Raw genomic sequence first — 26,349 nt, forward strand, 5'->3', positions numbered from 1 at the left:
GAGCTGTCTCATGGCGCTGTCGTCAATGAATAGGGACGCTGGCGACGCTGACGCCAGACCAACCAGCACACCGTAGCGGCAAGCCCGATCACCGCAACGCTCAGCAGACCGATGATCCAGCCGATACGGGAAACGCTGGACGCTGGCATCGCGACACCCAGAAATGAGCCCATCATCGGCTGCGGCAGCGTGTCCATTTCCTCGGGAATAGCCGAGACAACAGGCACCACCGAGACCTTGTCGTAGGAGAGGCCAGCAATACCATTGGCTACCAGCGTCTTGATCTGTGGAATCAGGGGGGCGATCTCAAGCGATGGAATGTAGCGAACGAAGACCGAAGCCGAAGACGGCGTACTGTTCTGCTGTAGCAAATCATTGTCCGGCAGCACAACATGAACCCGCGCCGAGAGTACGCCGTCGATCTGAGACACGGTGTGCGAGAGCTCCTGACTCAACGCAAAGATCATCTGAGCGCGTTCCTGCACGGGAGACGACACCAGCCCATTGCCCTGAAAGATATCCCCCATGTTGGCGAATTTCTGTTCCGGCAGCCCAGCACGATCGAGTATCTCTACCGCCTCGGCGAAGCGCTCCTCACTGACCGTGACGGTCATTTGGCCTTCGTCCTGTGCCTGACGTGCGGCAGGTATGCCGTTGCGGGCCAGCGTTGCCACGATGATATTCGCCTCGCGCTCGTCGAGGTTAGTGTAGAGATCGGTGTCGCAGGCCTGAAGCAGCAGCGCCATTACCAGAAACACCATGCCCCGCAGGGCGTTACGCCACCTGCGTTGTGACACTTGCTGCTTGCCGTCGAATTGTTTATTAAAGTGCAAGTGTCATTGGCCTTTTAGCAAGGTATTCGCCGACCCCGAAACCTGAGTGGCGCCGCGAACGATCATGGTGGTTTCGATGGAGTGATCAAAAACACGCCCCAGCGATTCGACGACTTGCGCCAGCTTGTCATCCCCCAAGGCGGGTGGCGTGTCGCCAGCGTCGGGCACGCTCTGGGGCATCACCTGAGCTAAACGATCAGGTGTTTGCACATCGGGAGTCTTAGCCTGCTGAGCGAAGTTATTGACTCGGTCAATAAAGCCATCAAGGTTGTTGAGCAGACTTGACCCCAGCTCACTGGGGCTGGCCCCCGATAAAGATGAACCGGCTTGCTGTGTCATATGTTCGAAAATATTCTGTGATGCCAACGTATCGGCGCTAACCTCTGGCATGGGTGTCGGAGTTAGCGCACCGCTGCCCGGTGGTGTCACGGGAGTCATCATTCACCTCGTCGGAATAGCCCGTCGCATAGAATGAGAAAGGCGCGAACACCGCGGTTGGGGTCGCGCCCTCGTCATTACTCGTCGGACTGTGCTTCCTTGAGAATATTGTTCATCATCGGCATCAGAATCATCTGCCCGCCGACCTTGACCATTCCCTCTACCATTGTTTCCTGCAGCTTCGCGTTATCGACGGCGTCGTCGAAAGCCTGGGAATCGGGGAGCGACTCTGTTGCCGGGTTACTACTGCTTACGGGATCGATAGCCATGGACTGCCTCCTGTGGGTTTCATCGCTTGCTCACTCACGAGCCAGGCGGCTGGGCCACACTGCCTCGAAAGACCTTAACTTCAGCGGGGATCGACGGCGCACTCGGCTGGCGCAACGCTTCGACCCGTTGGGCTATGTCCGCTATCCAGGCGGGTGGCCCCATCACTTCAAGACTGTCGTGCTCTGCATTAATCATTGCGCTCAACGGCTTGCCGACCTGTGCCTGGGTAATCTCCGCGCGCAGGCGTGGTACATCGACATCCGTGAGTTCAAACCTCCGGCGGCTCAGCTCCTGTCGGGCGGCGACATGCAGTACGTAGCCATCGTAAAACCATCCCAGGCCATTGGATTCGCAGACCTGTTCGAGGAACTCGCCAGCGGTGCTGGCGCGGATATCACCACGCACCTCGCCATCCACCGCGTCGCTGACCTCAACGGGCAGGGACAGGTTGCGACCAAACTCCTGCAACACATCACGCACGCTTTGCTCAATAACAATGTAGCGATATTCACGATCCGCCCAAGGCGCCTCGGCGGCCAGCGTGGGGCTGTCTGGCAAACAACAACCAAGCACCAGCATCACAAGATGGCCCAGCCAGGGGTGCTTCCACCTATCTGCCATCATCCTACCCACCCCCCGATGACAGTTGAGTGACCGGCAATCTGTCTTTTTGAGTTTTTGCCCTTCTGGGGTAAACACGCATCACGCTTCATCCATATCCCTGCTGCCCCAAGCCTGGTTTCTCCGGTACACTGATTTTCATTTCCTAACCCTCTGGACTGAGTCACGGATGAAGGAATTTTGTACGTTTTTGCCCCGCATGAGCCGACCTGCGTTCGTCGCCGGGCCAAGCCTGATACTGAGCCTGCTACTGTCAGCCTGCGCTGCGACGCCTGTCGAGATCGATGAAGGTCGCCTGCTAAACTTGGCCAAAGATGTCGATCAGCAAGGCGACCATGCGACCGCCGCCGCGATGTACGAGCGCGCCCTGGAGCAGAACGGCCCCTCCGCAGATATTCAGGTTCGCCTGGGCAATGCACTGCTTGCCAGTGGCGAGCCCCAGGCAGCCGCTGAGGCGTTTCGTGCCGCGCTTGCCGAAGACATCCACTTCGCGCCAGCATTACTCGGCCTCGGGACGGCCCAACTGCGCCTAGGTCAACCGGAAAGCGCCCTGCGCAACCTTTCCCTGGCGGCGCCCGAATTGGACAGCGTGGCAGCCTGGAGCCGTCTTGGCGCCGCCCAAGCGCTGGCCGGTCAGCCCGCCCGAGCGACCAGTGCGTTTGCTAACGCCGTAGCGCTCGAGCCGCGTGATCTCGACGCTCAGGCCAACCTGGCGCTAGCCGAAGCGTTAGCCGGCGAAAATACCCAGGCCATCGCGAACATGCAGCGCATTACGGGCTCCCCGCTGGCAGAGGAACGCCATTTCCGCAACCTGATTCTTGTGCTGGTACTGGCCGGGCGTAGCGATGAGGCACAGCAAGTCGATATCCCCGACCTATCAGCGGCCAACCGCCTTTCCCTGATAGCCAGTGCCGAGCACATAGCAACGCTGCCCGATGCCGCCGCTCGCGCCCGGGCACTCGGGTTGGCATCAGCCTCTAACTAATACCGTCACAGATCACTGGTAGTGGCGTTGGTGCCCATGGCATTGCGCGCTTCCTGCTCCAATAGCGAACGACGCTGGTTGGCACGTTCGCGGCCGTTTAGATACTCATTCGCGGCATCTGCTACCGGCGCCCCCATGGCGGGCCCCATTGCTCTTCCCCTTACCAAATCTTGTGGCTCAACGATCATCTGCTGCAGATTGAAGTCGTTGGCGCAGCCGGGTGGCAGCCCGACTCGCTCTGCATCGTCAGGCCCAGCCTGGCAGAGACGCGGCATGATCGTTGCTTCATGGGGGGCGTTAGTCGCCGCGGCAGTCGTCACTTGACGGTACCCGGTATCCCAGCCCATCGGCCCCATCGAGGACTGGCAGCCGGCCAGCAGCAACGCCACCAAACAGAGCCCAAGGCGTGAAGCCGTACGCGTCCAATAGGTAAATAGCTGCGACATGCAAACGTTGCCTCTACTCATTGCAGATAGAATCCGAATGGGTCATCTTCGAGTTGGGGATTACGGCTGACCTGTGCCCGATCCAGCGGCATTCTGGGTACCGGCGCGGAGGATGGCGCCACCAGATAGGGGGTGATCAGGATGACCAGCTCGGTCTCGTTACGCTGAAAACGTCGTGATCGAAATAGATTGCCCAGAATCGGCATATCACCGAGGAGCGGGATTCGTTCGATCTGGTTGCTCGCCTGGCGTTGAAACAGGCCGGCGATAGCAAAGGTCTGCCCGCTACCCACCTCGACTACGGTATCGGCGCGCCGAACTTGAAGCGACGGAACGTCATAGCCACCAATACGGACACTATCGCTGGCAATGCTGCTGACTTCGGGGCGGACTTCCATCGAGATGCGGCCGTTAGGCAGTAGCGTTGGCGTGCTCAGCAGCGAGACACCGAACTGTTTGTACTCGATACCCACCAGTTCGCTGTTAACCGGTACCGGTATAGGAATCTCGCCGCCAGCAAGGAAGCTCGCCGTCTGCCCTGAGACGGTGGTGATGTTGGGTTCGGCGAGGATCTGCAGCAGATTGTTCTGCTGTAGCGCCTGGAGTAAACCGTCGATGCTATCGGTACCCCCACCGATAGGATTGGGGGCGATATTGCTGGTGAGCACACCGAAAGAGAACGAGCCGTTGTTGATCAGCGTATTCCAACTGACTCCATAGCTGAGCAGTTCATCCCGGGCGACTTCGGCGAAGCGCACCCGAATGTTGATCTGAGTGGCGCCGTCGTAAGTCGAGCGATTGATGCTACCGCCGGCCGGCGCCTGGGCATCAAGGGTCGATTGCGTGGCCATGGCGCTCTCGACCGTGGGGCTGCTGCCCTCGGCCACCAGTTGGTTGCCCGCCATACGCAAGTGGATCTGGCTGTCACCGTCGATATCCCGTAGCGCCTGAGAAGCCAACGCACTATCGTCGCGAATCTGCAGCCGCAACGAGGCTTGGCTCTGCTCGTCGGCCCCCAGCGCGATAAGGTTGGTGTCACCGGCCTGTTTGCCGAAGAGATAGATGACGCCGGAAGAAACCACCTGCACATCGGCAACTTCAGGGTTAGCGACGAACACCGACGCAACGTCATGGTCGAAGCGCAGGATACGCCCCTGCCCGGTCTCCAGCGTCATCGCACCTCCGGAAGCGTCCACGGAAACATCAGCGCTGGCAGTAATTACCGCGAACCACAGCAGTAACGCCCATACCCAAAGCGTCGAATTCCGGACAGCCTGGGGAGGGTTTCTATCGGCGGGTTTTATGCTGATCACGGTTGTTCTTCATCCCTGTTGTAGCGATTTGCATGGGTGCTGAATCATCGACGCACGGCGCCATTGTTTCGCAAGCGTGTTACAACTTGGCGGTTGTTTCCGTTTCCCGGCGTGGAACCGGTTTGGGCAGGCGTATCTGAGCAATTGCTTGCAGGCTGAATTCCGGTGCGATCTCCTGCCAGGCCATGACCGGAAGATCGATATCGTGCTGCTTTAGCCACTGCTGCAGCGCGGCACGCACGTCGCTTGCCGCTACTACCACTGGCTGAAGGTCGCTATCGAGCACCTCAAGCTGCTGCTGGAACCAGCCGTTCAAGGCCCGCGAAAGCGGTGCCGGCATGCCGCTACGGACGGGCTGGTTCTCACTATTTCGCTGGGCGGTACGCAGAGCCTCTTCCAATGGCCGGGTCGCGATCCAGGCAGGCAGAACCCGGTCGCTGCGGGCATGGCGGTGACTGATCTGCCGCGCCATGGCAATGCGTATCCGGTCGCTCAGCCGAGCGCTGCTCGACTCTTGCGGCCCCCAGGCCACTATGGCTTCGAGAATAGTGCGCATGGCGCGTACCGGAACGCCCTCACTGACCAGGCGACGTAAAATATCGGCAATTTTCTGCAGCGATACCACGCGAACGGCCTCGGTCACCAGCTCGGCATAGTGTGTTTCCATCTTGTAAAGCAGGGCACGCGCCTCTTGAATCCCCACGAACTCCCCGGCGTAACGCGTTAGAGTGCGCTCAAGACAGCGCTCCAGCACTTGATCCAGCGTGCGATAGCGAATCCCGGCTTCCGTCAGCGCTGAAGTCGCCTCATCGGCAAGCCATTGCCAACTACCGCGACCAACGAGCGCAGGCAGGGTGAAGGGCGTCAACTCAAGCAGCTCCAACACATCGGCATCGTCGTCGAGCAGTATTGAAGAGTCGGGTAGTTCACCGTTGAGCACCGGCACTTCATCCAGCTCAATGGCGAAGCGCTGGTCGGTGAAGGCGGGTTCCAGGCGTAGTCCGACCTGTGGAATGGCGATTCCCAGATCGCGTTCAACGCCTTCGCGGGTGGCCTGAACACTTTCACGCAGCCTGTCGAGTGATAACTTATCCACAAGCCCCGCAGCCAGGCAGAGCATAACGCGGTACTGGCGTGGGTCGTCATCGGCGGTATCGGGCGGTGCTGCCTCGTTCACGGCGTCGGTCTCAGCGGCGAGGGGCGCTGTGATAACCTCGGCCTCCGTCGATTGCACAGTATCGGCATCGGCCGTCTGGCGACGGCGATGCAGGAAAAAGGCAGCTAAGCCCAGCAGTGCTGACAACGTCAGAAAGACGGTCGATGGGAAGCCCGGCACGAAGGCCGCGCAGAACAGCACCGCCGACGTCAAACCCAGTGCCTTAGCGTTGCTGCCAAGCTGGCCGACAATCTCACTGCCCAAATCGCTGGCGTTATCGGAGCTAACGCGGGTCACCACGGTACCCGCGCCAACCGAAATCAGTAATGCAGGGATCAGTGCGATCAGGCCGTCGCCGACGGTCAACAGCGAATAGGTTTCCACCGCCGTGCCGAAGGACATGTCGTGCTTGAGCATGCCGATCGACAGCCCACCGATAAGATTGACGAACAGAATCACCAAACCAGCAATGGCATCGCCCTTAACAAACTTCATCGCCCCATCCATGGCACCGTAGAGCTGGCTCTCGCTCTCCAGCAGCGAGCGTCTGCGACGGGCTTCAGCGGGTTCGATGTCGCCGTTTCTCATGTCGTTGTCGATGCTCATCTGCTTGCCGGGCATGGCATCAAGAGTAAAACGCGCCGCCACTTCCGCTACGCGCTCCGAGCCCTTGGTAATCACCAGAAACTGGGCCACCGTAATGATCAGGAAGACCACCATGCCGATGACCACTTCGCCGGCGATAACGAAATTGCCAAAGGCGGAAACGATCTGGCCAGCGTCACCCTCTAGTAGAATCAGTCGGGTAGTAGAGATCGACAGCGCCAACCGGAACAGTGTGGCAAGCAGAATGATCGGCGGCAGCGAGGAGAATTCCACCGGATGCGAGATATAGAACGCCACCACTAGAATCAGAAGGCTGAAACCGATATTGATACCAATCAGGGTGTCGACCATTGCCGTCGGCAGCGGGATGATCATCATCACTACTGCAAGCACCATGAAAACGGCGATGATCACGTCACTGCGCTGGGACGCCTGACGAGCCAGGGTATTGAGACGGCCGAGGAGCTTATTCATGTAACGGGCTCTCCCTGCCGGGATTCCGGGTGACGCCGCCGCTCGAGATACTCTCGCCATAGGCGACGAGCGGTATCACGTTCGCCGTTAATCCAGTGGGCGCGGCTACGCAAGAGTTGCATGGCGTCATCCTGTTCACCGGCGGCCTCGAGCCGGTCGAGCACATTGAGCGCACGCTGACCGTTGCCGCTGGCAAGGAACCCCTGGCACAGCGCCTGCAGCACGCCGGTGTGATTCGGTGCCATGCGTGTCGCGATAAGCAGCAATATCAACCCGCGCTGTACCTGACCACTTTTGAGATAGAGGTGTCCCATCAAATGCAGTAGGTCGACGGCATCGCGATCAGCGGTATCGCTCATGGCACGCTCTCCTGATCGGCGATGTTGTCCAGCGGCAGCGCGCTTGCTTCACTCATCCGCCCTTCCCATGCCTGGCGCCAATCAATCTCTTCACCGATCACCTCCTTCGCCAACGCCATGATCTCATCATCGGCGTCCAGCGAAGGTAGAACGTTGTCAGCTACGTGTTGGAGCAGCTCGATGCTGCGAAGGTTAGCGTAGCTGGCAGGATCAATGGCCTCCGGGCGTGCGAGTGCTTCGAGGCGCTCAGTCCACGCCGGGCGGTTTGAGCCACGTTGCCGGGCTTCGCTGGCAGCGTGTGTGAACGTATCGTCCTGCTGCGGCGGTTTCTCAACGACGTTAGGCTTGACGGGATCAATGCCAGCGACGTGATAACGATCCCTTGGAACAAGACGATCAGTGATCTTCATAGCGATATACGCCGGATTATAGTGTCAGGGCGAACTGGTCATCGCCACGGCTCAACAGCACTCGATCCGTTTCGATAGCGGAAATAACCCAGCCAGACGACAGCGACGCGCCTGGATAGAGGCGCTGTCCACGAGCGTCGATCACGTACGGGTTCTTGCCTAACCATACGGCCTGCAACTGCAGGTCGGGTCGAACCGGGGCCTCGCGCTGTTTGACTTCATTCAGCAATACATTATGGCTGCCGTAATGTTGGTCGAACCAACGCTGTGTGGCATTCCAAGCGCCCACCTGGTCGGGGTCGTAGTGACCGGAGACGCTGATATAGTCACCACTGTCGGTGACCTCAAGCGATGCGAGCCCGGCATCCGCCAGTTGCTGGCGCAATGCTTGAACCAGACTCGGACGAGCATCGGCCATCAATTGGGATGTGTTCTGGCCAGTGTTCACCAGGGGCTGCTCATCGAGCGTTGCCGTGACTGGATGATAGCCAATGTTGGCGTCGGCTTGGTTGACATCGATGAACTCATAGAAAGCCAGTACTCCCAGCGTTACGACTAGTGCGGCAAGCGTGGCACTGCGATTTAGCCACTTACGCCAACGCACAGGAACTGTCGGCAGCCCAGGGAATATGGCAGGCGCTGGGGGGCGTGAAAGCTCGAGTGCCACGTCGTTGAAATGGAGCTTCGCTGGCAATTCACAGCGCAAACCAGTGCCCTGGCTGACACTACGACCATTAATGGTGATGTCGCCACCAAGCGCCTCGATAGCGATATAACGACCATAGAATCTCAACACAATATGGTGTGGTGCAGTGCCCGGATCGCCGAGCATGACATCAGTAGAATCGTCGCTACCGATACAGCAGACCGGCTCAGTGAGCGTAATGGAGGCACCACGATGCAAGCCTGCGATAACCTTGAGCGTCGTAACGGCTTCGCGTACCGACGCTGAAGCTGAGGTGAATAAAGTCATATACTTAACTCGCCGTGTCGTACGAAGCTTGGAGGAGCTCTTCCGTCGAATGTCTCGATACAGGGGCATTCATCCGGGCGAGGTTTTGAAATCTCTACCGTCCAGGAATGCGTGGACAGGAAACGACAACAAGGCCGCGAGCGGCTGACGCCGCCCGCGACTTCCGAGCATCAGTTTTGCGGACGCTGCTTGGTAGCGTCGAGCTCGGTTTTCTTCTCTGTCGTGACTTTGGTGATTTCTGCGGACTTCTCGATCGCCTGATCGAACACTGCTTTCATGTCGGCGATTGCGGAATCAGCACCGCCACCCGCATTGTCTACTGAGGGAGTATCGGCCATTTTACTGCTCCTTAATCCAGAGAGATGTCGTTCGAATGATGCGCCTATGACGCCAAAGCTGAAGCCGTTCGATCGTTCTTTCGACGTTGTTTCGTAAGGAGGAAGACGATCCAACATTAAGCAGATTGCGGGTATTAAGTGACGAGGCGATGTCAGTAAAATGAAAGTTGAATGATTTGCCTTATTGTCTTGTGGCGAATACAACGCCGATTGGGCAGTCAATTTGGCCGCGTTTACCCCAAAAATAGGTGCTCTCGCCAACCGCCCTCGACCAGCGCGGGGCTTAAACTCATAAGCCCTATCAGCAACCAGCGCTGATTCATTGGGCTTTTGCTTCTTCAGATATCTCCTCGATTTCACTCTTTACGACATCAATCAGCTCCTGCATACCAAAGGGTTCTAGCAGCTCACCGTTGACAAAAAAGGTTGGCGTCTGGCGAATCTGATTCGTTTTGACGCCTGCCATGTCTTGGTCAATCACCGCTTGCACCTCAGCTGAGTTGAGTTGCTCCTCAGCGGCAGCTCGGTCAAGACCGGCTTGGCTGGCAATCTCCAAGATAGCTGATTCATCGAAACGGCCATGAGATGCCCATTGATCCTGACGAGAGAGCAGAGCTTCGAGTACCGGTTCGAATACGTCCTGGTGTCGAGCGACTTCCAGCACGCGTATGGCCATATCAGAAACCTCACCGTGGAAAGGTGTGTAGCGCACGATTAGCTGCACTTGCTCAGGATAGGTTTCCAGAATACTTTTGGTGAGAGGATAGAAAGCACGGCAGGCTTCGCAGGCCGGGTCGAAAAATTCCACAATGGTTATAGGTGCCTCTTGCGGCCCCAGGATCGGTGAGTGTGAACGCACCAAGGAGCTCTCGGCCTGTCCAGCATCCTCACTCGCCGCCTCAGCTTGCATGTCCAATAGTGCAGGTTTCAATACCACCACGATGGCAGCTGTCAGCATCAACGTACCCGCAAGCATAAAAGTCGCTTTTTTGAACATTTTTCTCTCTCGATTTCAGTGATTGTTTGGCAAATTAGGCCAAGATTTGATTGCACAAACCAAGCTAAATGACTGCCTATGTAGACCAGCGTGAGCGTGTATTACTCATGCCCATAGAGGTTGGCATCCTGATGTGCGTGATCAATATGCTCAAACTCTAAGCTGGAATGGACAATGTTGAAGCGCGTTTTTAACTGCTCTTTGATCTCTGTCTTAATTGCCTCAAGCTGCTGCCAGCCTGCTTCCGTAATGACCACGTGGCAGTCAAGGGCGGCCATGTTTTCCTGCATCTGCCATAGGTGCACATGATGAATATCGTGGACACTTTCGACACCACGCACGGCTTCAATGACGAGTTGACCGTTAATATCTGGGGGAGAGCCCAGCATCAGTGTGCGGATAGGCCCCCCAATCTCCGAAAAGGCGAGGTAAAGGATATACAGCGCAATACCTATCGTAATCGCAGGGTCTACCCAGCGCATGTCGTAGAGCAGAATTAATGAACCGCCGATAATCACAGCGATGGAGGCGAACGCATCAGACAGGTTATGCAGAAAAAGGGCGCGAATATTGACGCTACCTTTTTGCATTGACCAAGTAAGCATGGCGGTGAGGGCATCGACAACAAGAGCGACGCCACCGATGATAACGACCAACCAACCCTGGATCTCTGGCGGTTCAATCATGCGCATGGCGCCTTCGTAAATCAGATAGAGGCCAACGAGAATGAGCGTAGTGTAGTTAATCAGTGCTGCCACTATCTCGATTCGGCCATAGCCGAAGGTCATTTGCGCATCGGCGGGCCGTCTTGCGATCTTGCGCGCAGCAAAGGCAATAACAAGCGCTGCCATATCAGAAAAATTATGCAGCGCATCAGCGATCAGCGAGAGGCTTCCCGCCATAATACCGCCGACGATCTGGGCGATGGTTAATAAGCCATTTGCCCAAATGGAAATACTGACACGTCGGTCGCCAGAGGCAGGATCAATGTGGGGATGATCATGATGATGTCCCATATATAAACCTCGTTAAGTTTTTTCATTCCCGGTACTATAAAACCTCTAGTAACTAAAGCTTCAACCCCTGAATGTCGTCCGTTGGCACTCGCCCCGGGAGGGCAAAGCCTACCCTGGCGATGGCCGATACGCGCTTGTCATTACGGGAGTGACCTTTCCCCCAAAATTTCCAGAATTCTTTATCGTCCACTTCGCGATTGCTCTATAGTCGAGGAACGCTAACCGGATTATCCCTTGTCTATGACCGTTGACCTGCAAGCCCTTTACCCCAAACTGATTCACCTGATGCTGGACACCGTCTTCGTGGTCGATAAAGACAACCAGATCGTCTTCGTGAGTGATGCCTGTGAGTCGCTGCTCGGTTACCTTCCTCAAGAGTTGATCGGCACTCTAATCACGAACTACATGCACCCTGACGATTTAGCCGCAACGCGGGACTCCATTGTTCGTGTGATGAGCGGTAAGCCCCATATTGATTACCGCAACCGCTATATCCGCAAAGACGGCGGTATCGTGCATATCCTGTGGTCTGCCCGCTGGTACGAAGCAGAGGAAGTGCGGGTCGGTGTGGCGCGCAACGTCACAGCGCTTATGCAGGCCGAGGAAGAGTTACGCTACCTCGCCCACCATGATCCACTGACAAAGTTGACCAATCGAGCGCTCTTCTATGACCGCCTTACCTTGGGCCTGAGCACGGCCCATCGCTATCAGAACAACCTGGCATTGCTATTTCTGGATATTAACGACTTCAAAGGCATCAACGATATTCATGGACATGCGGCGGGTGACCGGGTGCTCTGCACGGTAGCAAGGCGGTTGGAAGGCTGTGTACGCGAGACGGACACGGTGGCCCGCATGGGCGGTGATGAATTCACGGTACTGTTAACGGACATCAAGTCAGCGCACGCTGTGACAGAAAAGGTGGAACAGATTCTCACGGTCATGAACGAGCCACTAGGCGCTGAATTCGGCGAGGTCAGAATGCCATCCTGCAGCATCGGCGTGGCCTGCTACCCCGCCGACGGGGAAGACGCCGATACCCTGCTGAGCCGTGCTGACAGCCATATGTATCAAATCAAAAGGCGCAGCCGTTAGCGTGTGACGCGCTCTTGCCAAGCTGTTAAGTGGCGCTGTACGACACCCTGCAACCCCACAATATCGCCAGCGTCTAGCGCTTCGACCATCGCATAGTGCTCTCGTATACTCCGCTCCACCCCGCCAGCCTTTGGCCACCCCGGCCCTGCCCCACGCATGCCCTGCTCACGCAGCCAATTCATTTGATCGGCCAACTGCCGGTTACCAGCAAGCACTGCTAGCGCTCGGTGAAAGGCATGATTGCTGAGAAACATGGCTTCACCATCTCCTTCACCGGCAGCATGTTCAAACTGGACACAAGCTTGCCTAACAGGCGCCATCAGCGGCTCTGTTCGACGCGCCATCATCAATGGCGCCATAGCAAGCTCCACCACCAAGCGAGCTTCGGTGAGTTCCAGGCGCTCTTGGTGGCTCCAGCGTCTAACCCGGTAGCCCCGATGAGGCACATGCTCAATGGCTCCCGATTCCGACAAACGCTCCAAGGCGCCTCTCACAACAAAGCGGCTGACGCCATATAGCTCTGCAAGGGCATCTTGGCGTAACCAGCTATCAGCAGGAAAACGCCCGCCCCCCATACCGATTCTTAGCTGCTCCTGTAGCCAGCTTTGGTCTTTATCTTGACGTACGGCCTCTTGACGTTCCGCAGCCTGACTCATTCTTAAGCTCTCCTTTGCCTTCATCATAATAACTTCTTGCAGATTGGCGCCAATTATTTATGATACCCCACTCGCTTATGATAATCATTAACAAAGGGACATCAGATGCATTACCTTCGCGTGCTGCCTTTGGCCATCGCCGCCGCCTCTCCGCTGGCTTGGGCCCAGCAACCTGAAGCCAACAGTGAGCTGGAAACCTTAGTGGTCTCTAGCGACTGGTTAAGCGCCACTCGTACCGACCCACAGACCACGCCGGGCGCACGCCAGATATTGGAGGGAGAAGCGCTACACGGCGGCGATATCCGTCAGCTTGAAGATGCACTAGCTCGGGTTCCAGGCATACACACACAGGATGAGACCGGCACGGGCGTGCTGCCAAATATCGGCATTCGCGGTTTATCACCACGCCGTAGCGAGCGGGTACAAATCTTGGTGGACGGTATTCCGGCTGCCTTGGGCCCCTACAGCAATATCGGTGTTTCACTATTCCCGGTAACGCTGCCCACGCTAGAACAGATTGACATCGTACGGGGCGGCGCGGCTGTTCACTACGGCCCAAACAACGTGGGCGGGGTGCTCAATTTCGTAACACGCGGCATCCCTGTAGAGGAGGAAGCCCAGTGGCGCGAACGCCTAACGGTGGATGACGCCACCGGCCATGTGCTCAGTGATCACTACCTGCGTGCAGGCGGGCAAGTAAGTGACAACCTGGGGCTTCAGTTTCAGGCCAACCTGATGCGTGGAAAGGGTGGGCGCGAGCGTAGCCAAACACAGGTCGATAATTTCATTTTAGATGCCGATTATCAGCTAAATGACACCCAATGGATCGATGGACAACTGCAGTACTACAGCGTAGACACGGATCTACCCGGCGCACTAACCCCAAACGCCTACGCCCGAGACCGCAGCGATTCTCAGCGTCCCTACGACCGTTTCGAGGCGGACACATGGCGTGCCCACGCAACCTGGCATTGGCAACCGAGCAACAATATCGAGATAAGTTGGCGCCAATTTGGCCACCAGAGTGATCGAACCTTCTGGTTCGGCCAAAACCTGAGCGGTGCTAGCCACTGGTCTGATCCAGGCGAGCCAGCCACCCATGTCGCCGACTCCCCGCGCAGCTTCTCGGTATGGGCCAGCGAGCCCCGCGTCGCCTGGCAACTGGGGAACCACACCCTGATGGTGGGTGCTCGCTATCTGGAGGAAGATGTCGACTTTGATGTGAACCGCCGCGCTGTCGGTAGTGAAACTGCCGCCCCGGTTCGTCGCTGGGACTTCGAAACCCGCGCAATGGCCGCTTACCTAAGCGACACTTGGCAGCTAGGCGGTGGCTGGGAAGTAACCCCAGGTATCCGCTACGAGCATGCAGAGATGGACTACGCCGATACCTTAAATGGCGGTCGCGATGAGAATGACGCCGCGGCTTGGCTGCCCGGCCTTACCGTCGGATATGCGGCCAACGAAGCGTGGTATTTGTTCACCTCCGCCCAACGGTCGTTAACCCCGGTGCAGCTCGCGCAGATCACCAATCCCGGCGATGTATCTAACGAGACAGCCTGGAACCATGAGCTCGGAGCGCGTTATCAGTCAGGCCCTTGGCAAGCAGAGGCCACAGGTTTTTTAATCAACTACGAAGATCAGGTCGTCAAACAGCCGGATAACAGCCTCAAAAACCTCGGAGAAACCAGATACCAGGGGCTTGAAACGCGCTTGGCCTGGGCGCCGAATACCCTGCCCTTCAGCCTCGAAGGCACCTGGACCTGGCTCGATACTGAGCAGCGCAGTGGGGAGCTTGCCGGCAACGAGGTGCCCAACGCACCGAATCACCTGCTCAACCTATTAGCGCGCTGGGAACAGGGTCGTTGGTTCGGCAATATCGGCGCCCGCTACGTGGATAAAAGCTTCGCCGATGCAGCCAACACCACCCAAGAGACCGAGAACGGCAGCACCGGCCCACTGCCTGATTACTGGTTAGTCGATACCAGCTTAGGCTACCGCTTGCCGTTCGCCAGCGCGGCAAGCTTAACTCTGGGCGTGCATAACCTTACCAACGAGGATGCCTATTTCCGCGGGGTAGATACCAGCCCAGTGGGGCGTGTGCCGTTACCAGGGCGTGCCTACAGCTTAGGGTTGGATGTCACCTTTTGAGCCAATGGCGGGCTGCTGACATCAGCCCGCCAGTTCGCGCCATGTTTTGTAAAAGCCATGTTTTATAAAAATCGTCCTGTACAGGCCATGTTTGATTAAGGAGCGTGGGTATGCCCGCTTTGTTTAACCGTCGCCTAAGGCGACGACTATGGCATTCATGCCTGATGGTGTTGACGGTTAGCCTGACGATGCCAGCACTGGCGAATTCGTTTGAGGTGACCGACCTAGCTGGCCGCAAGGTTCTGTTGCCCGGTGACCCACAACGGGTAATCCTGGGCGAAGGACGGCTGCTGTACACCCTTGCCGCTCTCCAGCCTGACGACCCTTTCCAAGACCTTGTGGGTTGGCGTGATGAACTCATTCGCTTCGATGAAGATGTCTGGCAACGCCTTCAGCAACGTTTCCCTCACGCCGAACAGTTAGCGCGTTTCGGCAAAGCGGCCACCGGTGAATTCGATCTCGAACAAGCCATTGCGCTTAATCCAGACGTCATTGTTTTTGATCTGAGCGCCTGGCCAGCATTGCGTGAAGGCTCGACGCTAGGGACGCTGGAAGCATCCGGAGTAGCGGTGATATTCGTGGATTTCCTGACCCAAGCAGACCTGCATATGGTGCCCAGCCTGAGGCTGATGGGAAGAATCTTTGATGCCGAAGCGCGGGCCGAGACGCTGATTAACATGCGTCAGAAAGCGCTTGAAGAAGTCGCCAAACGCTTGCCTGAGCCACTACAGCGGCCTGATGTTTTGATCGAAACGGCGGCGGGGCTGCATCCTGAGTGCTGTCGAAGCGTCGGTGATGACAACCTGGGGCGCGTTGTGCGGCTGGCCGGTGGGCACAACATTGCCGCTGAACGACTGCCGGGCCTATTTGGACAACTGCACATAGAGTGGATACTGTCTCGAGATCCCGATGTCATCATTCAAACCGGGGGTGACTGGCAGGTACTAAGCAGCAGTTCAATTCCCCTGGGCTATGACGTTTCAGAGCACGAAACCCGCGCCGCCATGCGGGAGCTGATTGCGGCTCGACCAGGGTGGTCAACCCTCAAAGCGGTGGAATCAGGCCGCGTGTATGCGCTTTGGCACTTGTTTTACAACACACCCTTTCAGTTTATCGCCGTTCAGCAAGTCGCGAAGTGGCTGCACCCTGATGCCATGGCAGACCTAGACCCTGCGGCAGCCTGGCAATCCGTACACGAAACCTTACTGCCCTACCCGCTAGAAGGCACCTTCTGGGCCGACTTGGATCCCGCGCCATGATGCTTTGGTGACCTGTCGGAACTAAATAATGGCCTGCTGTTTAGGCAGCGTGCCGATAGGCCCCAAAAACGAGGATTTAAAATCCTAATGCAACGGCCAATAAACCAACCAAGCTAAAACGCCAGAACTCACGAACAGCTGTCACGGCTTAATACTACTGCAAGAGGATAGCCAGAAAATTACTTCAAGTGTGGGGCCTACCGGAAACATCATCGCGGTACCGACAGCGGCTAATCACTGCATTAGTAAAGTTAAATTTGCGAGCCTGCTCACTCCCACTAATATTAGAAGACGCCACTCGAATCACGGCACGGAACTGAGGTGTCGTGGCTGATTGCTAATGCAGTTTGGTGTCCACAGGCCTGCATACGTATAAATTGCTGTAGAAGCTCTCTATCGGCCAGTAGAGAAAAACCTCTATAGCCTATGTGGCCATGCCCTACACTTATGCTTGGCTTCTAGTTGAGCGGGGCAAAAAAATAAAGGGAAATGGGAATGTTAAAAAACAGCTATTTAATCTCTCTTTCGACCGCGGCGGCTCTTTCTCTACTGCTATCGTCTCCTGCTTTGGCGGATGAAGTGTATAGCGAGACCGCAACCGGTATGGTTGCAGCAGCTGTTCAAGCGATCTGCGATGGTGATAAAGAGAGGCATCTTTCAATGCACCAACGGAAAATTGAACCCGATTTATATTATGAGGAGAAATTCGCTGCCTTCCATGCAGCATGCAGAGATAACGGTATAGCGGAGATTGAAACGACATCAGCTCTTGATGATGCATTAATGCAAGAGCAAAAACGCCGATTTCACATTGATGCGAAAATTGTTATGGGAGACGGGGCTGTGTACACAACCACGTTTCGAGTGATTTGGGGGTCATTCAGCGTGCCAGAGGGTAGCAATTCAGTCGAGGCGTGGAGATTGGGTGGCCTTAGTAGAGTAGAAGTACCTAGCCTCAGGGAAGACCTGTCGCGAAATTAACGGATGGCTGATGGACTTACTCGTTACTTTCCTTTCCCAGCACATCGCTTAAATAATTTTTCGCTCACTGAGCAGGCTCAGTGAGCGTTTTAAAGGATAACTTTGCCAAGCTGGCGTTGTCACCACTAATAAAAATTAGTCTTATTGCGCGATTTCTTTCACAACCCAACTGACCACTTCTTCATTACCAAATTCAGCCTTCCACTCCTGGATGACTTTGTGATTCCCGCCACGGGTTTCTACTACCTCACCAGTGTGTGGGTTCTTGTATACCTTCAAGGGACGTTTTTTACGCCCATCTGTGCTGCTGGTGCTTACCTTGCCAGCCTTTGCTGGTTTAGAGCGGTAAGATGGGTCAAGCATTTCACATACGTCGCGCGCTAATTTTCCGTGCTCAGTCATAAGTGCTTGTAGTCTTTCTTTGAATTCAAGCTCTGCTTTTAGCTCACTGTTGTTTTCCAGCGCTTGCAGCTCTTCCTGCAGCTGCTTTAACATCTGTTCTTTTTTGAGATAGTTACTCAGTACCGACGCCATAGTCTAAATTCCTATATTTTTAAAATTTAAGATAACCCTTAAACATATATCTTACGCATTATAGCTTTAATATAGCCATTGAGAAAAGGAAAGCTCAATTTTGATCACTGGGTATGGGGCGCGCCAGTTGACCCCACCCCAAAAAGGGCCTGCGAGAAATCGCAGGCCCCTCTTAAAAGTGGGGACGCTGGAGCCAAAGGTAACCAGCCTCCTAATCGTTATCCGGTAGTGAGAGTGTCCCACTAAGACTCTATCCACGCTAGTTGCAACTCCCCAGTGCCAAATGCTGGGAATACTACTAGGAAGTTGCCAATGCATTCCACAAAGTTGTGGGGTGTATCACTCTCCTACTCAAAGTATCGGTAAAACCGTTGAATCCCTATATTCGAGCCATACCCGTTTAAGCGTCCTGCTCTCGGGACAGGGCTCATTTCGGAGCATGCTTCAAAGCGATCAGCAGCGCGGGAACACCGATGAGCGCCGAAATAGACATGACCGACCAGGGATCAAAATGGTCAACGATAACTCCTCCGACCAATGCGCCTGCTGCAATCGCGCCGTTATAGGCGGAAACGTAGAGCGAAGATGGCGCTTCGGGACCGTTAAGGTGTGCGGCAGCCTTAAACACCCACGTCTGCATCAGCACCGGCAAGGCCGTGTAGGCCGCCCCCAGACCAGAAGCAGAGCGATAGCAAGCGCATGGTTCGTACCTGCGAAACTCAGCGCGGCGAGACTGCCGATCAGCAGCACCATTGTCGCGAAAAGTGTGGGTCGGTAACCGAGTGACATGATTGGAGCAATGCCGAAATTACTGATCAGTCCCGCGGCTCCATAGGCAAGCAGCAGACCGCCAATCCATGCTCCCTGTTAGCCACAATGTGGACAGCTTTGGTTATCGCACAGACATGCTCCCCAAAGGGCTGGATATCAACAAAGAGAGCTGGAGCTGGTTGATGGGCATAAGCGTTAATATCAAAGTGCTTGCGCCAGGTAAGTGGCCAGTAACCCTAAAGGCGAATGCGGCCCAGGTGATCGCGCATTACTAGGGCCTGTTGACGTTTCATCAGCGTAGCGGGGACGGCTCGGGCAAGTGCGATATTGTATCTACGACTTCCGTAATGACGGCTATTCTCGATAAACGCCAAACTCTCCCGCAACTTCCGCCAGCTTATTGTGTAACGCTGTCAGTAGCTCGGCCTTGGCCGAACTGGCGCGATGAATCATGCCAATTTGTCTGAAGACTTGGGGCTCACCGAACGGCAATGTCAGCATGTCGTGACCGTTCTCGCGCACCGCGATATTTGGCACGATGCTGGCACCAAGGCCCGCGGCCACGCACTCCACGATGGCTGGCACGGTGTCGATCTCAGCGATGTCCTGCACCGCTATGCCTAGCCGGGCGAGCTCGTTGTTGATCATTGCGCCCAACGGCACATTACTGCCGAAACGCACGAAGGGCAACGTTTCCAGCAACTGCTGAACCGGCATCGGCGGTGTGCCGGGCGGCGCTATCACCACTAACGGCTCGCGTATGAACGGCGACCACAAGAGATCGCGCGACACGCCGGAGTGCTCGGCGACCACCGCCACATCCAGCCGGTCGGCGTTGACGTCGCTGATCAGCGTCGAAGACATGCCCACTCGTAGGTTTACGTTCAGCTCGGGGAACTCCTGTCGCAGTGCCAAGATGGCACGTGGCAGTAGGCCGATAGTACTGGTGCGCACCGAGCCAATATTGAGCGTACCCGTTATCTGCTTCCCGGACAGAACGCCATGCGTTTCATCCACCAAGGCCAGAATCTGTTTAGCCGTTTCAAGCATTTTCAGCCCCTGGAGGTTGAGGCTAGGAGGGCGGGAGTCACGATTGAACAGCTTGGTATCCAGTTCCTGCTCAAGCGAATGGACCTGTTGGCTAACAGCGGAAGGGGTCAAATTTACGATCAAGGCCGCCCGCGCGAATGTGCCATGCTCAGCAATCGCTACGAATGTTCGTAGTTGGCGAGTGTCCATAAACCCTCCTTAAATGAAGAAATTCTTAACATAAAGGCAAATTTTATTCGCTTTTGTATAAAAAATCTTCCTGTATTCTAAAAATCAATTCGAAAGCAGTCGCCTGTGATGCTACGCCGATCAGTGTCCGGCTGCCCTCGTTACAACAGGGAGGATCTGATTTGGCACTACAACCTTTGATTCTAATAACAGGCCCCGACCTTGCCCCCACTGCAAAGCAAATGGCCGAAGACGCTGGCTATACCCTTGTTCACACACCCCCCTATCCATCTGAGGAGGTACTCGCTGACTTCCTCAAACAGTACGACCCGGTTGGGGTCGTGTCTCGAATGGGGCAATTTGGTGCCGGTGCTGTCGCAGCAGGGAAATCGCTGCGCGTTATCTCCAAGCATGGCGCAGGCGTCGACAATATCGACATCGATGCAGCAACCCAACATGGTATCCAAGTCATCCGGGCGGCAGGTGGCAATGCAGTCTCTGTTGCGGAACACACGGTTGCTCTAATGTTCTCGACGATCAAACGTTTGCTGCCACTGGATGCAGGCATGCGGGCAGGACGCTGGGAAAAGGCGGGATTCCTCGGTCGGGAATTATCCGGCATGCGTTTAGGTCTAGTGGGTGGCGGCGCCATCGCTGCCGCCGTAGCGAAGCTGGTGAAAGGCATGGGTCTCGACGTGCTCGTCTACGACCCCTATGCCTCGGTGGACGCCATCGAAGCTATGGGCGCACGCCGCGCCGAACGCATCGAGGACCTGCTCCGCCAATCGGACATCGTCAGCCTGCACTGCCCCCTTACCGAAAGCAATACGCACATGCTTAACGCCGCGATGCTCGCCCTGATGCCGACCGACAGCTACGTCATCAATACTTCTCGGGGTGGTCTGATCGACGAGGCGGCCCTGCTTGCCGCCCTAGAGAGTGGGCATATCGCAGGCGCAGGACTAGACACTTTCGAACAGGAGCCGCCATTGGACGTGAACGCTCTGGCCGCGTCTGAGCGAGTCATTCTCACGCCCCATATCGCAGGCGTCACCAAAGAAGCTGGCAAGCGCGTCGGCGAACTGGCGGTAAGCGGTATCGTGGACTTCCTCGCTGGAGAAACCCTACCGAAAGCCCGCTTGGTCAACACCCTAGCCTGAACGCACCATCTTTAATGTTGAGTCACATGACGGAGTAATGCCATGACAGTCGGAAATAGAGTTCTTCAGCGCCAGCGCCGTGTCGACGACGACCTCGTTAAGGCGTTCGCAGTACTGCCCGTAGCGGTGGTCAGCGATAGCATGTCCCGCGTCTTCGCCGGTGGCCCAGACCTTCGCCCGATGCATCGCGCTGGCAATTTAGCCGGGGTCGCCCTTACTGTTCGTACGCGCCCCGGTGATAACCTGATGCTGCACAAGGCCATCGACATGGCCCAGCCCGGTGACGTCATCGTCTGCGATGCCGGAGGGGACACCACCAATGCCCTGATGGGTGAGTTAATGCTGGCTTACGCGGTCAAGAAAGGCGTTGCGGGTTTCGTGCTCAACGGTGCGCTGCGCGACCTGGACGGCTTTCGCGATACCAACCTGCCGACCTTCGCCGTGGGCGTCACGCATCGCGGCCCATACAAAAACGGGCCAGGTGAGATCAATACTCCGATCAACCTTGGCGGGATGGTTATTGAGCCGGGCGACCTAATTCTGGGTGACGCCGATGGCGTGCTGGCCGTTCCCTACGCTGATGCCGAGACAGTGCTAAAAGCCGCCCAAGCGAAACAGGCCTCCGAAGAGAAGCAAATGGTCGCCATACATACTGGCGAGAACGACCGCACCTGGGTTGATAAGGCTTTGGAAACGACGGGCTGCAGCCTCCTGCGAGGCTGAGTTTGCACCTGCCCAAAGCCGCCGCCCCGCTGGCAAACGCTCGGCTTCGCGCGTACTTGGCGGGTAACGCGGCTTCGGCTGTTGGCACCTGGGCGCAACGTGTGGTGCTGCTATGGCTCGCCTGGGAGATGACACAGTCGAGCTTCATGCTAGGGCTAATGGCAATGGCGGACCTGCTGCCATCAATGGTCGTGGCTCCCTTTGCAGGCACATTGGTCGATAGACAAGACAAAATTCGCCTAGCCCTGTGGCTGCAGCTTCTCTCAATAGCGCCGCCTTGCATTATGCTGATTGCCATAATGGCCGAGCTTGTCAGCCCGACAATGTTGCTAATCGTGGCTGGATTAACTGGCATCCTGAACGGATTCGATCATCCAACGCGTATGGTCGTTGTCGGTAGCATCGTCCCTAAAGAAGATGTGCCTGGAGCGATAACGATCAACTCCATGGTGTTTAACCTTGCGCGGATGTTAGGTCCAGCCGCCGCCGGCATGGCGCTAACGCTGGAAGCACTTTGGTCGGTCTTCTTATTTAACACAATTAGCTATTTGCTCTTTGCACTGATACTAGCGCGGCTTTCCCAATCAGAAAATACTAACCAAAGGCTAGGGTCTGAGGGACTGGAAGGGTCGACGGAAGGCAAACTCAGCCACTCAACATGGTCAGCGGTAATACATGCACTGACTGGACATCACAAGCTCTTGCTGCTGTTCTTCGCCCTTCTAGCGCTATGTTATAGGCCTATTTTCGAATTATTACCGGCTTTTGCCGGTCAGGTCGTTATTGGAGAAGCAGCAAGAGCAAAGGCCTTCTCTTTGATGACATCAGCTCAAGGGCTCGGTGCGATAGGCGGTGGGTTGATGACCTCCTTCTTACTAACAAAAGGCTCTCCTCTCTCACTGGCCATAGGCTTCGGACTATCGGCAATATTGGCATGCGGATTATTTCTGATTAGCCATGTGTTATGGGCAGGATTATTAACCCTCGCCTGTTTGTCAGGAGCCATCCTTGCCAATGGTGTGTGTACACAAGTTGTTCTGCAGACACAGGTGTCAGAGTCGGTGAGAGGAAAAGTGTTGTCACTCTATACAATGATCTTTCGAGGCCTACCAGCGATGGGGGCTATGGCAGCCGGACTAATCGCCGAGAATACATCCAACCGCGTCATCTTCGGCTTGAGCAGCCTACCAATAGTAGCAATGTTGCTTGTGCTGTTAGTGGCTCTAAACAAGGATCGAAAAAAGCTGAGTGACTCATAGCCCTTGAATATGCAGAAGACTTCAAATCAATAACGTTTATAGATACGTTACTATTATGGGTTACTAGATAATCTGTAAAACCTCATCATTTTCCTCTTTTGATACAGATTAGCGGAGTTCGATTCGGCGCGCTCCCCGTTCCAAGATTGTCTCCCCCCGATGCAGTCGTATAGGTTGATATCGCCTCAGGTACGTTTGCATCTTTTTGCTACGCCATGCCAATAAACTACCACTAAAGCGGCATATACAAGTCTGTAAAAACACGAATTTTTAATAAAGAAATTCTTCATACTTCTTCAAGAAAAACGCGCTTTATACAGAAAGTCTTTTCATGTTCCACTTCTGCTAGAAACACGCTTACCAATGGCTTAGATGCCCGTGGTTCGCGTCTTTTCGATCATAGATCAACATCTAACAACATGCGCTGTACCGCCAGTTCCTCGAACGGTAGAGACATAACAACGATTAATGAGGTATCGATATGAAAGCCTTCAAGCCCTCTTTGGTAACTAGCCTACTCATCATGGGTATAGCCACGACAGGTGCTGCTCAAGCCGCTGATTGGACCGGCTACACCTATTCGTCGGTTTCCACTACCGCGGCAGTAAAGGGAATGCAGCGCATCATAGACCGTACTGAAGCTGAAACCGAAGACCTGTCGATCACGCTGCATTTGGGAAAGACACTGCAGATTGCCTCCAGCGATATTACCCAGGCGGTCGGTAATGGCTTTATCGATTTCTCGGCTGATCTCTTTTTTTCCGGCAATGTGCCCATCGCGCGTATCCTCAATCTGCCAATGCTGATCCAGAACGATGAGGAGTGGGATAAAGCCTACGCGGCCATGTCTCCCTATCTCACGCAAGGCTTCGCCGAGCAGGATGTTACCTTTCTGGGCGCTTATCGCTACCCTCAACAAGTCATTTTCACCTCGTTCGAGATCGACTCCCTCGACGATCTCGAAAGTCATAAGATCCGCGTAACCTCGCCCGAGCAGGGTGCCTTCGTCGAGGCCTTCGGGGGCTCACCGATCACCCTATCCGGCTCCGAGGTTCCAACTGCCCTGGAGCGCGGCGTAATTGATGGTGTGCTAACAGCCAGTGCGGGCGGTGCAAAAAACTGGCACGAGTTCCTCGACTACAACTACCGATTACCGGTGAACTACGCCTATAGCGCCATTATCGCCAATACCAACGCCTACGAGTCGCTGAACGAAGCCGACCGCGAGACCTTCGCCACCATCATCAAAGAGGAGGCTTCTAACATCACCGAGGCCTTCCTTCTAGACGAGCAGGCCCAAAAGGAATCTCAGGGGGACGCTGGCATGACCATTGTTGAAGCTAGTGACGCAGAGATCGTCAAGGCCCAGGAAGCCCTCGCCCCCTTCTGGCAGGAATGGGCCAGCGAAGCCGGTCCTGAGCATGAACAGGCACTGCAGGATGTGCTCACAGCGCTCGGCAAGTAATTGATCTTTCAGAGGATCTCAACATGTCTGCCTCCCAACATGAAACAAGAAAAGGGCCGGCCTCCGCCGGCCCCATCTTTGACGTACTCTCCGCTATTGTGCGCATTCTCGCTAGCGCTGGGCTAATAACGCTAACGGTATTGGTCGTCGCCGAGATCGGATCACGGTTGCTTTTCAACAGTTCCCTACATGTAGTGGAGGAGCTCTCCGGCTACTTGGTTATCGCCACCACTCTGTTCGGCGCTAGCCTAGCAATCAGGAACAATGCATTGTTTCAGGTCGGTTTTATATACGAAACCTTGCCGCCTCGGGTCAGACAGGTGCTTGGTCTGGTGTACGTCGCGCTAGCCATGGGCATCTGCGGTGTGCTCGCCTGGCACTCCTTCCTGCTCGTCATGAGTTCGTTCGCACGCGGCAACGTGGCGCCCACCGCCCTGATGACACCGCTTTGGATCCCGCAGATGCTGCTGCCTGTGGGCCTGTCCGTGATGACCCTATTCCTGTTAGAACGTGCCTTGCTGCAACTAGGCATCGGAGGACAGCGCTGATGGATGCAATCATTGCCTTTTCCGTCTTGCTGCTACTGATCCTCGGCGGTCTTTGGGTGCATTTCGCCGTAGGAGCCGCGGCCCTTGGGTATCTGTGGCTGATGAAGGGATTTGCTGGCTGGAATGCCCTTGGAATGGTTAGCTGGGGGGCATCCAACAGCTTCACCCTAGCCGCCATTCCGCTGTTCATCTTGATGGCGGAAATCCTACTCGGCAGCGGCCTGAGTGGCCGTCTCTATAACGGCATCGCACCCTTCATGCGCCGCCTGCCGGGCGGACTGCTACATACCAACATCATAGGCAGCGGCATCTTCGCCGCCGTCGCTGGCGGCAGCGCCCCCACAGCCGCGGCCATGTCGACCGTGGCTCTGCCAGCCCTATCCGCACGGGGCTATCAAAAGCGTATCATCGCAGGCTCGCTGGCCGCCGGTGGCACCCTGGGCATACTGATTCCGCCCTCGATCACCATGATCATCTACGCCACCTTCACCGAAACCTCCATCGCCAAACTGTTCGCGGCCGGGCTGGTGCCCGGTATCCTGCTGGCTGGATGCTATAGCCTGTTTATTGCCGCGCGCTCGCTACTCAACCCCTCGCTGGTGCCACGCGACACCACCCAGTTGCGGCTTTCCGATTACCTGAAGGCGGCGCTGGATGTCGTGCCATTCATGATATTGATCAGCTTCGTACTGGGCAGTATCTATTCGGGCATCGCTACGCCTACCGAGGCCGGTGCTGTTGGCGTAGTTGGGGCAGTAGTGATCGCTGCCGCCTACCGCAGGCTCAGCTTGAGCATATTGCGCAAAGCCATCTCACGTACCCTGGTGATGAGCGGCAATGTTCTGTTTATCGTCTTCATTTCGATGATTTTCGCCTACGCCACCGCGCTATCCGGCGTCGGCGAGGATCTGGTTAGCTGGGTGTCCGAGGCAGACATGTCGCCGTTCGCTTTTCTAATGATCTTGCTGGTCACCTTCGCCATCCTCGGCTGCTTTATGGAAGGTCTAGGCATGATCGCGATCATTGTGCCGGTCATCTTTCCCGTGCTGATGGCGATGAATATCGACCCAGTGTGGTTTGGCGTGTTCGTGGTCATCCTGGTCGAGCTCGGCCAACTGACGCCGCCACTGGGCATTATCCTGTTCGTGGTCGCCAGTTCGGACCCCACCGTTAAAGTCGAAGACGTCGTCATGGGTGTGCTGCCCTTCTTCCTGATCATCCTGGCCTTCCTGGTTCTGCTGATCTGGTTCCCCGATATCGCCCTGTGGCTCCCAACCACGACCTTTGGAGGTTGAAC

The 26,349-nt window shown here is 55.9% G+C and carries 29 protein-coding genes; 12 read left to right on the plus strand and 17 right to left on the minus strand.

Annotation, left to right across the window (positions count from 1 at the left end; translation table 11 throughout):
• Positions 1 to 8: 8 nt before the first annotated feature.
• The 4 genes from sctJ to HALTITAN_RS01955 form a co-directional block, all read right to left on the minus strand.
• Positions 9 to 797: a type III secretion system inner membrane ring lipoprotein SctJ gene (gene sctJ, locus HALTITAN_RS01940; RefSeq protein WP_201764669.1), complete on the minus strand. Its 789-nt coding sequence runs from the start codon at positions 795 to 797 to the stop codon at positions 9 to 11.
• Between the two features lie 39 nt (positions 798 to 836).
• Positions 837 to 1,274 carry a hypothetical protein gene (locus tag HALTITAN_RS01945; RefSeq protein WP_200890270.1) on the minus strand — a complete coding sequence of 146 codons (438 nt, stop codon included), beginning with the start codon at positions 1,272 to 1,274 and terminating at the stop codon, positions 837 to 839.
• A 74-nt stretch (positions 1,275 to 1,348) separates the two neighbouring features.
• Positions 1,349 to 1,540: a hypothetical protein gene (locus HALTITAN_RS01950; RefSeq protein ID WP_035537911.1), complete on the minus strand. Its 192-nt coding sequence runs from the start codon at positions 1,538 to 1,540 to the stop codon at positions 1,349 to 1,351.
• Positions 1,541 to 1,574: 34 nt separating this feature from the next.
• Entirely contained in the window at positions 1,575 to 2,165 is a 591-nt protein-coding gene (locus HALTITAN_RS01955) for a hypothetical protein (RefSeq protein WP_051051797.1), read from the minus strand.
• 166 nt (positions 2,166 to 2,331) lie between these two features.
• Here HALTITAN_RS01955 and HALTITAN_RS01960 point away from each other — a divergent pair, with 166 nt between their 5' ends.
• Positions 2,332 to 3,147: a tetratricopeptide repeat protein gene (locus HALTITAN_RS01960; protein WP_083868664.1), complete on the plus strand. Its 816-nt coding sequence runs from the start codon at positions 2,332 to 2,334 to the stop codon at positions 3,145 to 3,147.
• A gap of 5 nt (positions 3,148 to 3,152) precedes the next feature.
• Here HALTITAN_RS01960 and HALTITAN_RS24415 read toward each other — a convergent pair whose 3' ends face one another.
• From HALTITAN_RS24415 to HALTITAN_RS02000, 9 genes are all read right to left on the minus strand, one after another.
• Positions 3,153 to 3,593, minus strand: a complete 441-nt coding sequence (locus tag HALTITAN_RS24415) for a hypothetical protein (protein ID WP_051051799.1) — start codon at positions 3,591 to 3,593, stop codon at positions 3,153 to 3,155.
• A gap of 17 nt (positions 3,594 to 3,610) precedes the next feature.
• The gene (locus tag HALTITAN_RS01970) at positions 3,611 to 4,906 is read right to left on the minus strand and encodes a type II and III secretion system protein family protein (RefSeq protein ID WP_009286092.1); all 1,296 of its coding nucleotides are present in this window, start codon (positions 4,904 to 4,906) and stop codon (positions 3,611 to 3,613) included.
• 79 nt (positions 4,907 to 4,985) lie between these two features.
• Positions 4,986 to 7,142 (minus strand): type III secretion system export apparatus subunit SctV, encoded by a 2,157-nt coding sequence (gene sctV / locus HALTITAN_RS01975; RefSeq protein ID WP_039857498.1) that lies wholly within the window; start codon positions 7,140 to 7,142, stop codon positions 4,986 to 4,988.
• Positions 7,139 to 7,501 carry a type III secretion apparatus assembly chaperone SctY gene (sctY, locus tag HALTITAN_RS01980; RefSeq protein ID WP_051051801.1) on the minus strand — a complete coding sequence of 121 codons (363 nt, stop codon included), beginning with the start codon at positions 7,499 to 7,501 and terminating at the stop codon, positions 7,139 to 7,141. Before sctY ends, sctV begins: the two co-directional genes overlap by 4 nt.
• Positions 7,498 to 7,911: a hypothetical protein gene (locus HALTITAN_RS01985; protein ID WP_039857500.1), complete on the minus strand. Its 414-nt coding sequence runs from the start codon at positions 7,909 to 7,911 to the stop codon at positions 7,498 to 7,500. Before HALTITAN_RS01985 ends, sctY begins: the two co-directional genes overlap by 4 nt.
• A 16-nt stretch (positions 7,912 to 7,927) precedes the next feature.
• A complete protein-coding gene (locus HALTITAN_RS01990) occupies positions 7,928 to 8,884 on the minus strand; it encodes a SctD/MshK family protein (protein ID WP_039857501.1) in 957 nt (318 codons plus the stop codon).
• Between the two features lie 170 nt (positions 8,885 to 9,054).
• Positions 9,055 to 9,222, minus strand: coding sequence for a hypothetical protein (locus tag HALTITAN_RS25705; protein ID WP_162836275.1), 168 nt, complete (start codon positions 9,220 to 9,222; stop codon positions 9,055 to 9,057).
• A 319-nt stretch (positions 9,223 to 9,541) separates the two neighbouring features.
• Entirely contained in the window at positions 9,542 to 10,219 is a 678-nt protein-coding gene (locus HALTITAN_RS01995; protein WP_039857502.1) for a DsbA family protein, read from the minus strand.
• A 101-nt stretch (positions 10,220 to 10,320) separates the two neighbouring features.
• Positions 10,321 to 11,235, minus strand: a complete 915-nt coding sequence (locus HALTITAN_RS02000; protein WP_009286094.1) for a cation diffusion facilitator family transporter — start codon at positions 11,233 to 11,235, stop codon at positions 10,321 to 10,323.
• A 240-nt stretch (positions 11,236 to 11,475) separates the two neighbouring features.
• On the opposite strand from HALTITAN_RS02000, the gene HALTITAN_RS02005 reads away from it, so the two are divergent.
• Positions 11,476 to 12,330, plus strand: coding sequence for a sensor domain-containing diguanylate cyclase (locus HALTITAN_RS02005; RefSeq protein WP_039857504.1), 855 nt, complete (start codon positions 11,476 to 11,478; stop codon positions 12,328 to 12,330).
• Here the strand turns inward: HALTITAN_RS02005 and HALTITAN_RS02010 are convergent.
• Positions 12,327 to 12,986 (minus strand): GntR family transcriptional regulator, encoded by a 660-nt coding sequence (locus HALTITAN_RS02010; protein ID WP_039857506.1) that lies wholly within the window; start codon positions 12,984 to 12,986, stop codon positions 12,327 to 12,329. The genes HALTITAN_RS02005 and HALTITAN_RS02010 overlap by 4 nt on opposite strands.
• A gap of 105 nt (positions 12,987 to 13,091) precedes the next feature.
• Here HALTITAN_RS02010 and HALTITAN_RS02015 point away from each other — a divergent pair, with 105 nt between their 5' ends.
• From HALTITAN_RS02015 to HALTITAN_RS02025, 3 genes are all read left to right on the plus strand, one after another.
• Positions 13,092 to 15,134 (plus strand): TonB-dependent receptor family protein, encoded by a 2,043-nt coding sequence (locus tag HALTITAN_RS02015; RefSeq protein WP_009286096.1) that lies wholly within the window; start codon positions 13,092 to 13,094, stop codon positions 15,132 to 15,134.
• Positions 15,135 to 15,244: 110 nt separating this feature from the next.
• Positions 15,245 to 16,393 carry an ABC transporter substrate-binding protein gene (locus HALTITAN_RS02020; RefSeq protein ID WP_236614915.1) on the plus strand — a complete coding sequence of 383 codons (1,149 nt, stop codon included), beginning with the start codon at positions 15,245 to 15,247 and terminating at the stop codon, positions 16,391 to 16,393.
• 495 nt (positions 16,394 to 16,888) lie between these two features.
• Positions 16,889 to 17,374 (plus strand): hypothetical protein, encoded by a 486-nt coding sequence (locus HALTITAN_RS02025; RefSeq protein ID WP_039857507.1) that lies wholly within the window; start codon positions 16,889 to 16,891, stop codon positions 17,372 to 17,374.
• Between the two features lie 141 nt (positions 17,375 to 17,515).
• On the opposite strand, the gene HALTITAN_RS02030 is transcribed toward HALTITAN_RS02025, so the two are convergent.
• Both HALTITAN_RS02030 and HALTITAN_RS02035 read right to left on the minus strand, forming a co-directional pair.
• On the minus strand, positions 17,516 to 17,908 hold the full coding sequence (locus HALTITAN_RS02030; protein ID WP_027958395.1) for a histone-like nucleoid-structuring protein, MvaT/MvaU family: 393 nt from the start codon (positions 17,906 to 17,908) through the stop codon (positions 17,516 to 17,518).
• 427 nt (positions 17,909 to 18,335) lie between these two features.
• Entirely contained in the window at positions 18,336 to 18,560 is a 225-nt protein-coding gene (locus HALTITAN_RS02035) for an MFS transporter (RefSeq protein WP_161609165.1), read from the minus strand.
• 205 nt (positions 18,561 to 18,765) lie between these two features.
• On the opposite strand from HALTITAN_RS02035, the gene HALTITAN_RS02040 reads away from it, so the two are divergent.
• Positions 18,766 to 18,954, plus strand: a complete 189-nt coding sequence (locus HALTITAN_RS02040) for a hypothetical protein (protein WP_039857510.1) — start codon at positions 18,766 to 18,768, stop codon at positions 18,952 to 18,954.
• 79 nt (positions 18,955 to 19,033) lie between these two features.
• On the opposite strand, the gene HALTITAN_RS02045 is transcribed toward HALTITAN_RS02040, so the two are convergent.
• The gene (locus tag HALTITAN_RS02045; protein ID WP_009286098.1) at positions 19,034 to 19,918 is read right to left on the minus strand and encodes a LysR family transcriptional regulator; all 885 of its coding nucleotides are present in this window, start codon (positions 19,916 to 19,918) and stop codon (positions 19,034 to 19,036) included.
• A 161-nt stretch (positions 19,919 to 20,079) separates the two neighbouring features.
• On the opposite strand from HALTITAN_RS02045, the gene HALTITAN_RS02050 reads away from it, so the two are divergent.
• The 6 genes from HALTITAN_RS02050 (at position 20,080) to HALTITAN_RS02075 (ending at position 26,347) form a co-directional block, all read left to right on the plus strand.
• Positions 20,080 to 21,057 carry a hydroxyacid dehydrogenase gene (locus HALTITAN_RS02050; protein WP_236614916.1) on the plus strand — a complete coding sequence of 326 codons (978 nt, stop codon included), beginning with the start codon at positions 20,080 to 20,082 and terminating at the stop codon, positions 21,055 to 21,057.
• A 42-nt stretch (positions 21,058 to 21,099) separates the two neighbouring features.
• Positions 21,100 to 21,780 carry an RraA family protein gene (locus HALTITAN_RS02055; protein WP_027957847.1) on the plus strand — a complete coding sequence of 227 codons (681 nt, stop codon included), beginning with the start codon at positions 21,100 to 21,102 and terminating at the stop codon, positions 21,778 to 21,780.
• Between the two features lie 2 nt (positions 21,781 to 21,782).
• On the plus strand, positions 21,783 to 23,039 hold the full coding sequence (locus HALTITAN_RS02060) for an MFS transporter (RefSeq protein WP_039857512.1): 1,257 nt from the start codon (positions 21,783 to 21,785) through the stop codon (positions 23,037 to 23,039).
• Positions 23,040 to 23,520: 481 nt separating this feature from the next.
• The gene (gene dctP / locus HALTITAN_RS02065) at positions 23,521 to 24,504 is read left to right on the plus strand and encodes a TRAP transporter substrate-binding protein DctP (RefSeq protein ID WP_009286099.1); all 984 of its coding nucleotides are present in this window, start codon (positions 23,521 to 23,523) and stop codon (positions 24,502 to 24,504) included.
• A 23-nt stretch (positions 24,505 to 24,527) separates the two neighbouring features.
• Positions 24,528 to 25,052, plus strand: a complete 525-nt coding sequence (locus HALTITAN_RS02070) for a TRAP transporter small permease (protein WP_039857514.1) — start codon at positions 24,528 to 24,530, stop codon at positions 25,050 to 25,052.
• Positions 25,052 to 26,347, plus strand: coding sequence for a TRAP transporter large permease (locus HALTITAN_RS02075; RefSeq protein WP_039857515.1), 1,296 nt, complete (start codon positions 25,052 to 25,054; stop codon positions 26,345 to 26,347). Before HALTITAN_RS02070 ends, HALTITAN_RS02075 begins: the two co-directional genes overlap by 1 nt.
• Positions 26,348 to 26,349: the final 2 nt, after the last annotated feature.

This window comes from Vreelandella titanicae BH1 (assembly GCF_000336575.1).
Classification (GTDB): Bacteria; Pseudomonadota; Gammaproteobacteria; order Pseudomonadales; family Halomonadaceae; genus Vreelandella; species Vreelandella titanicae.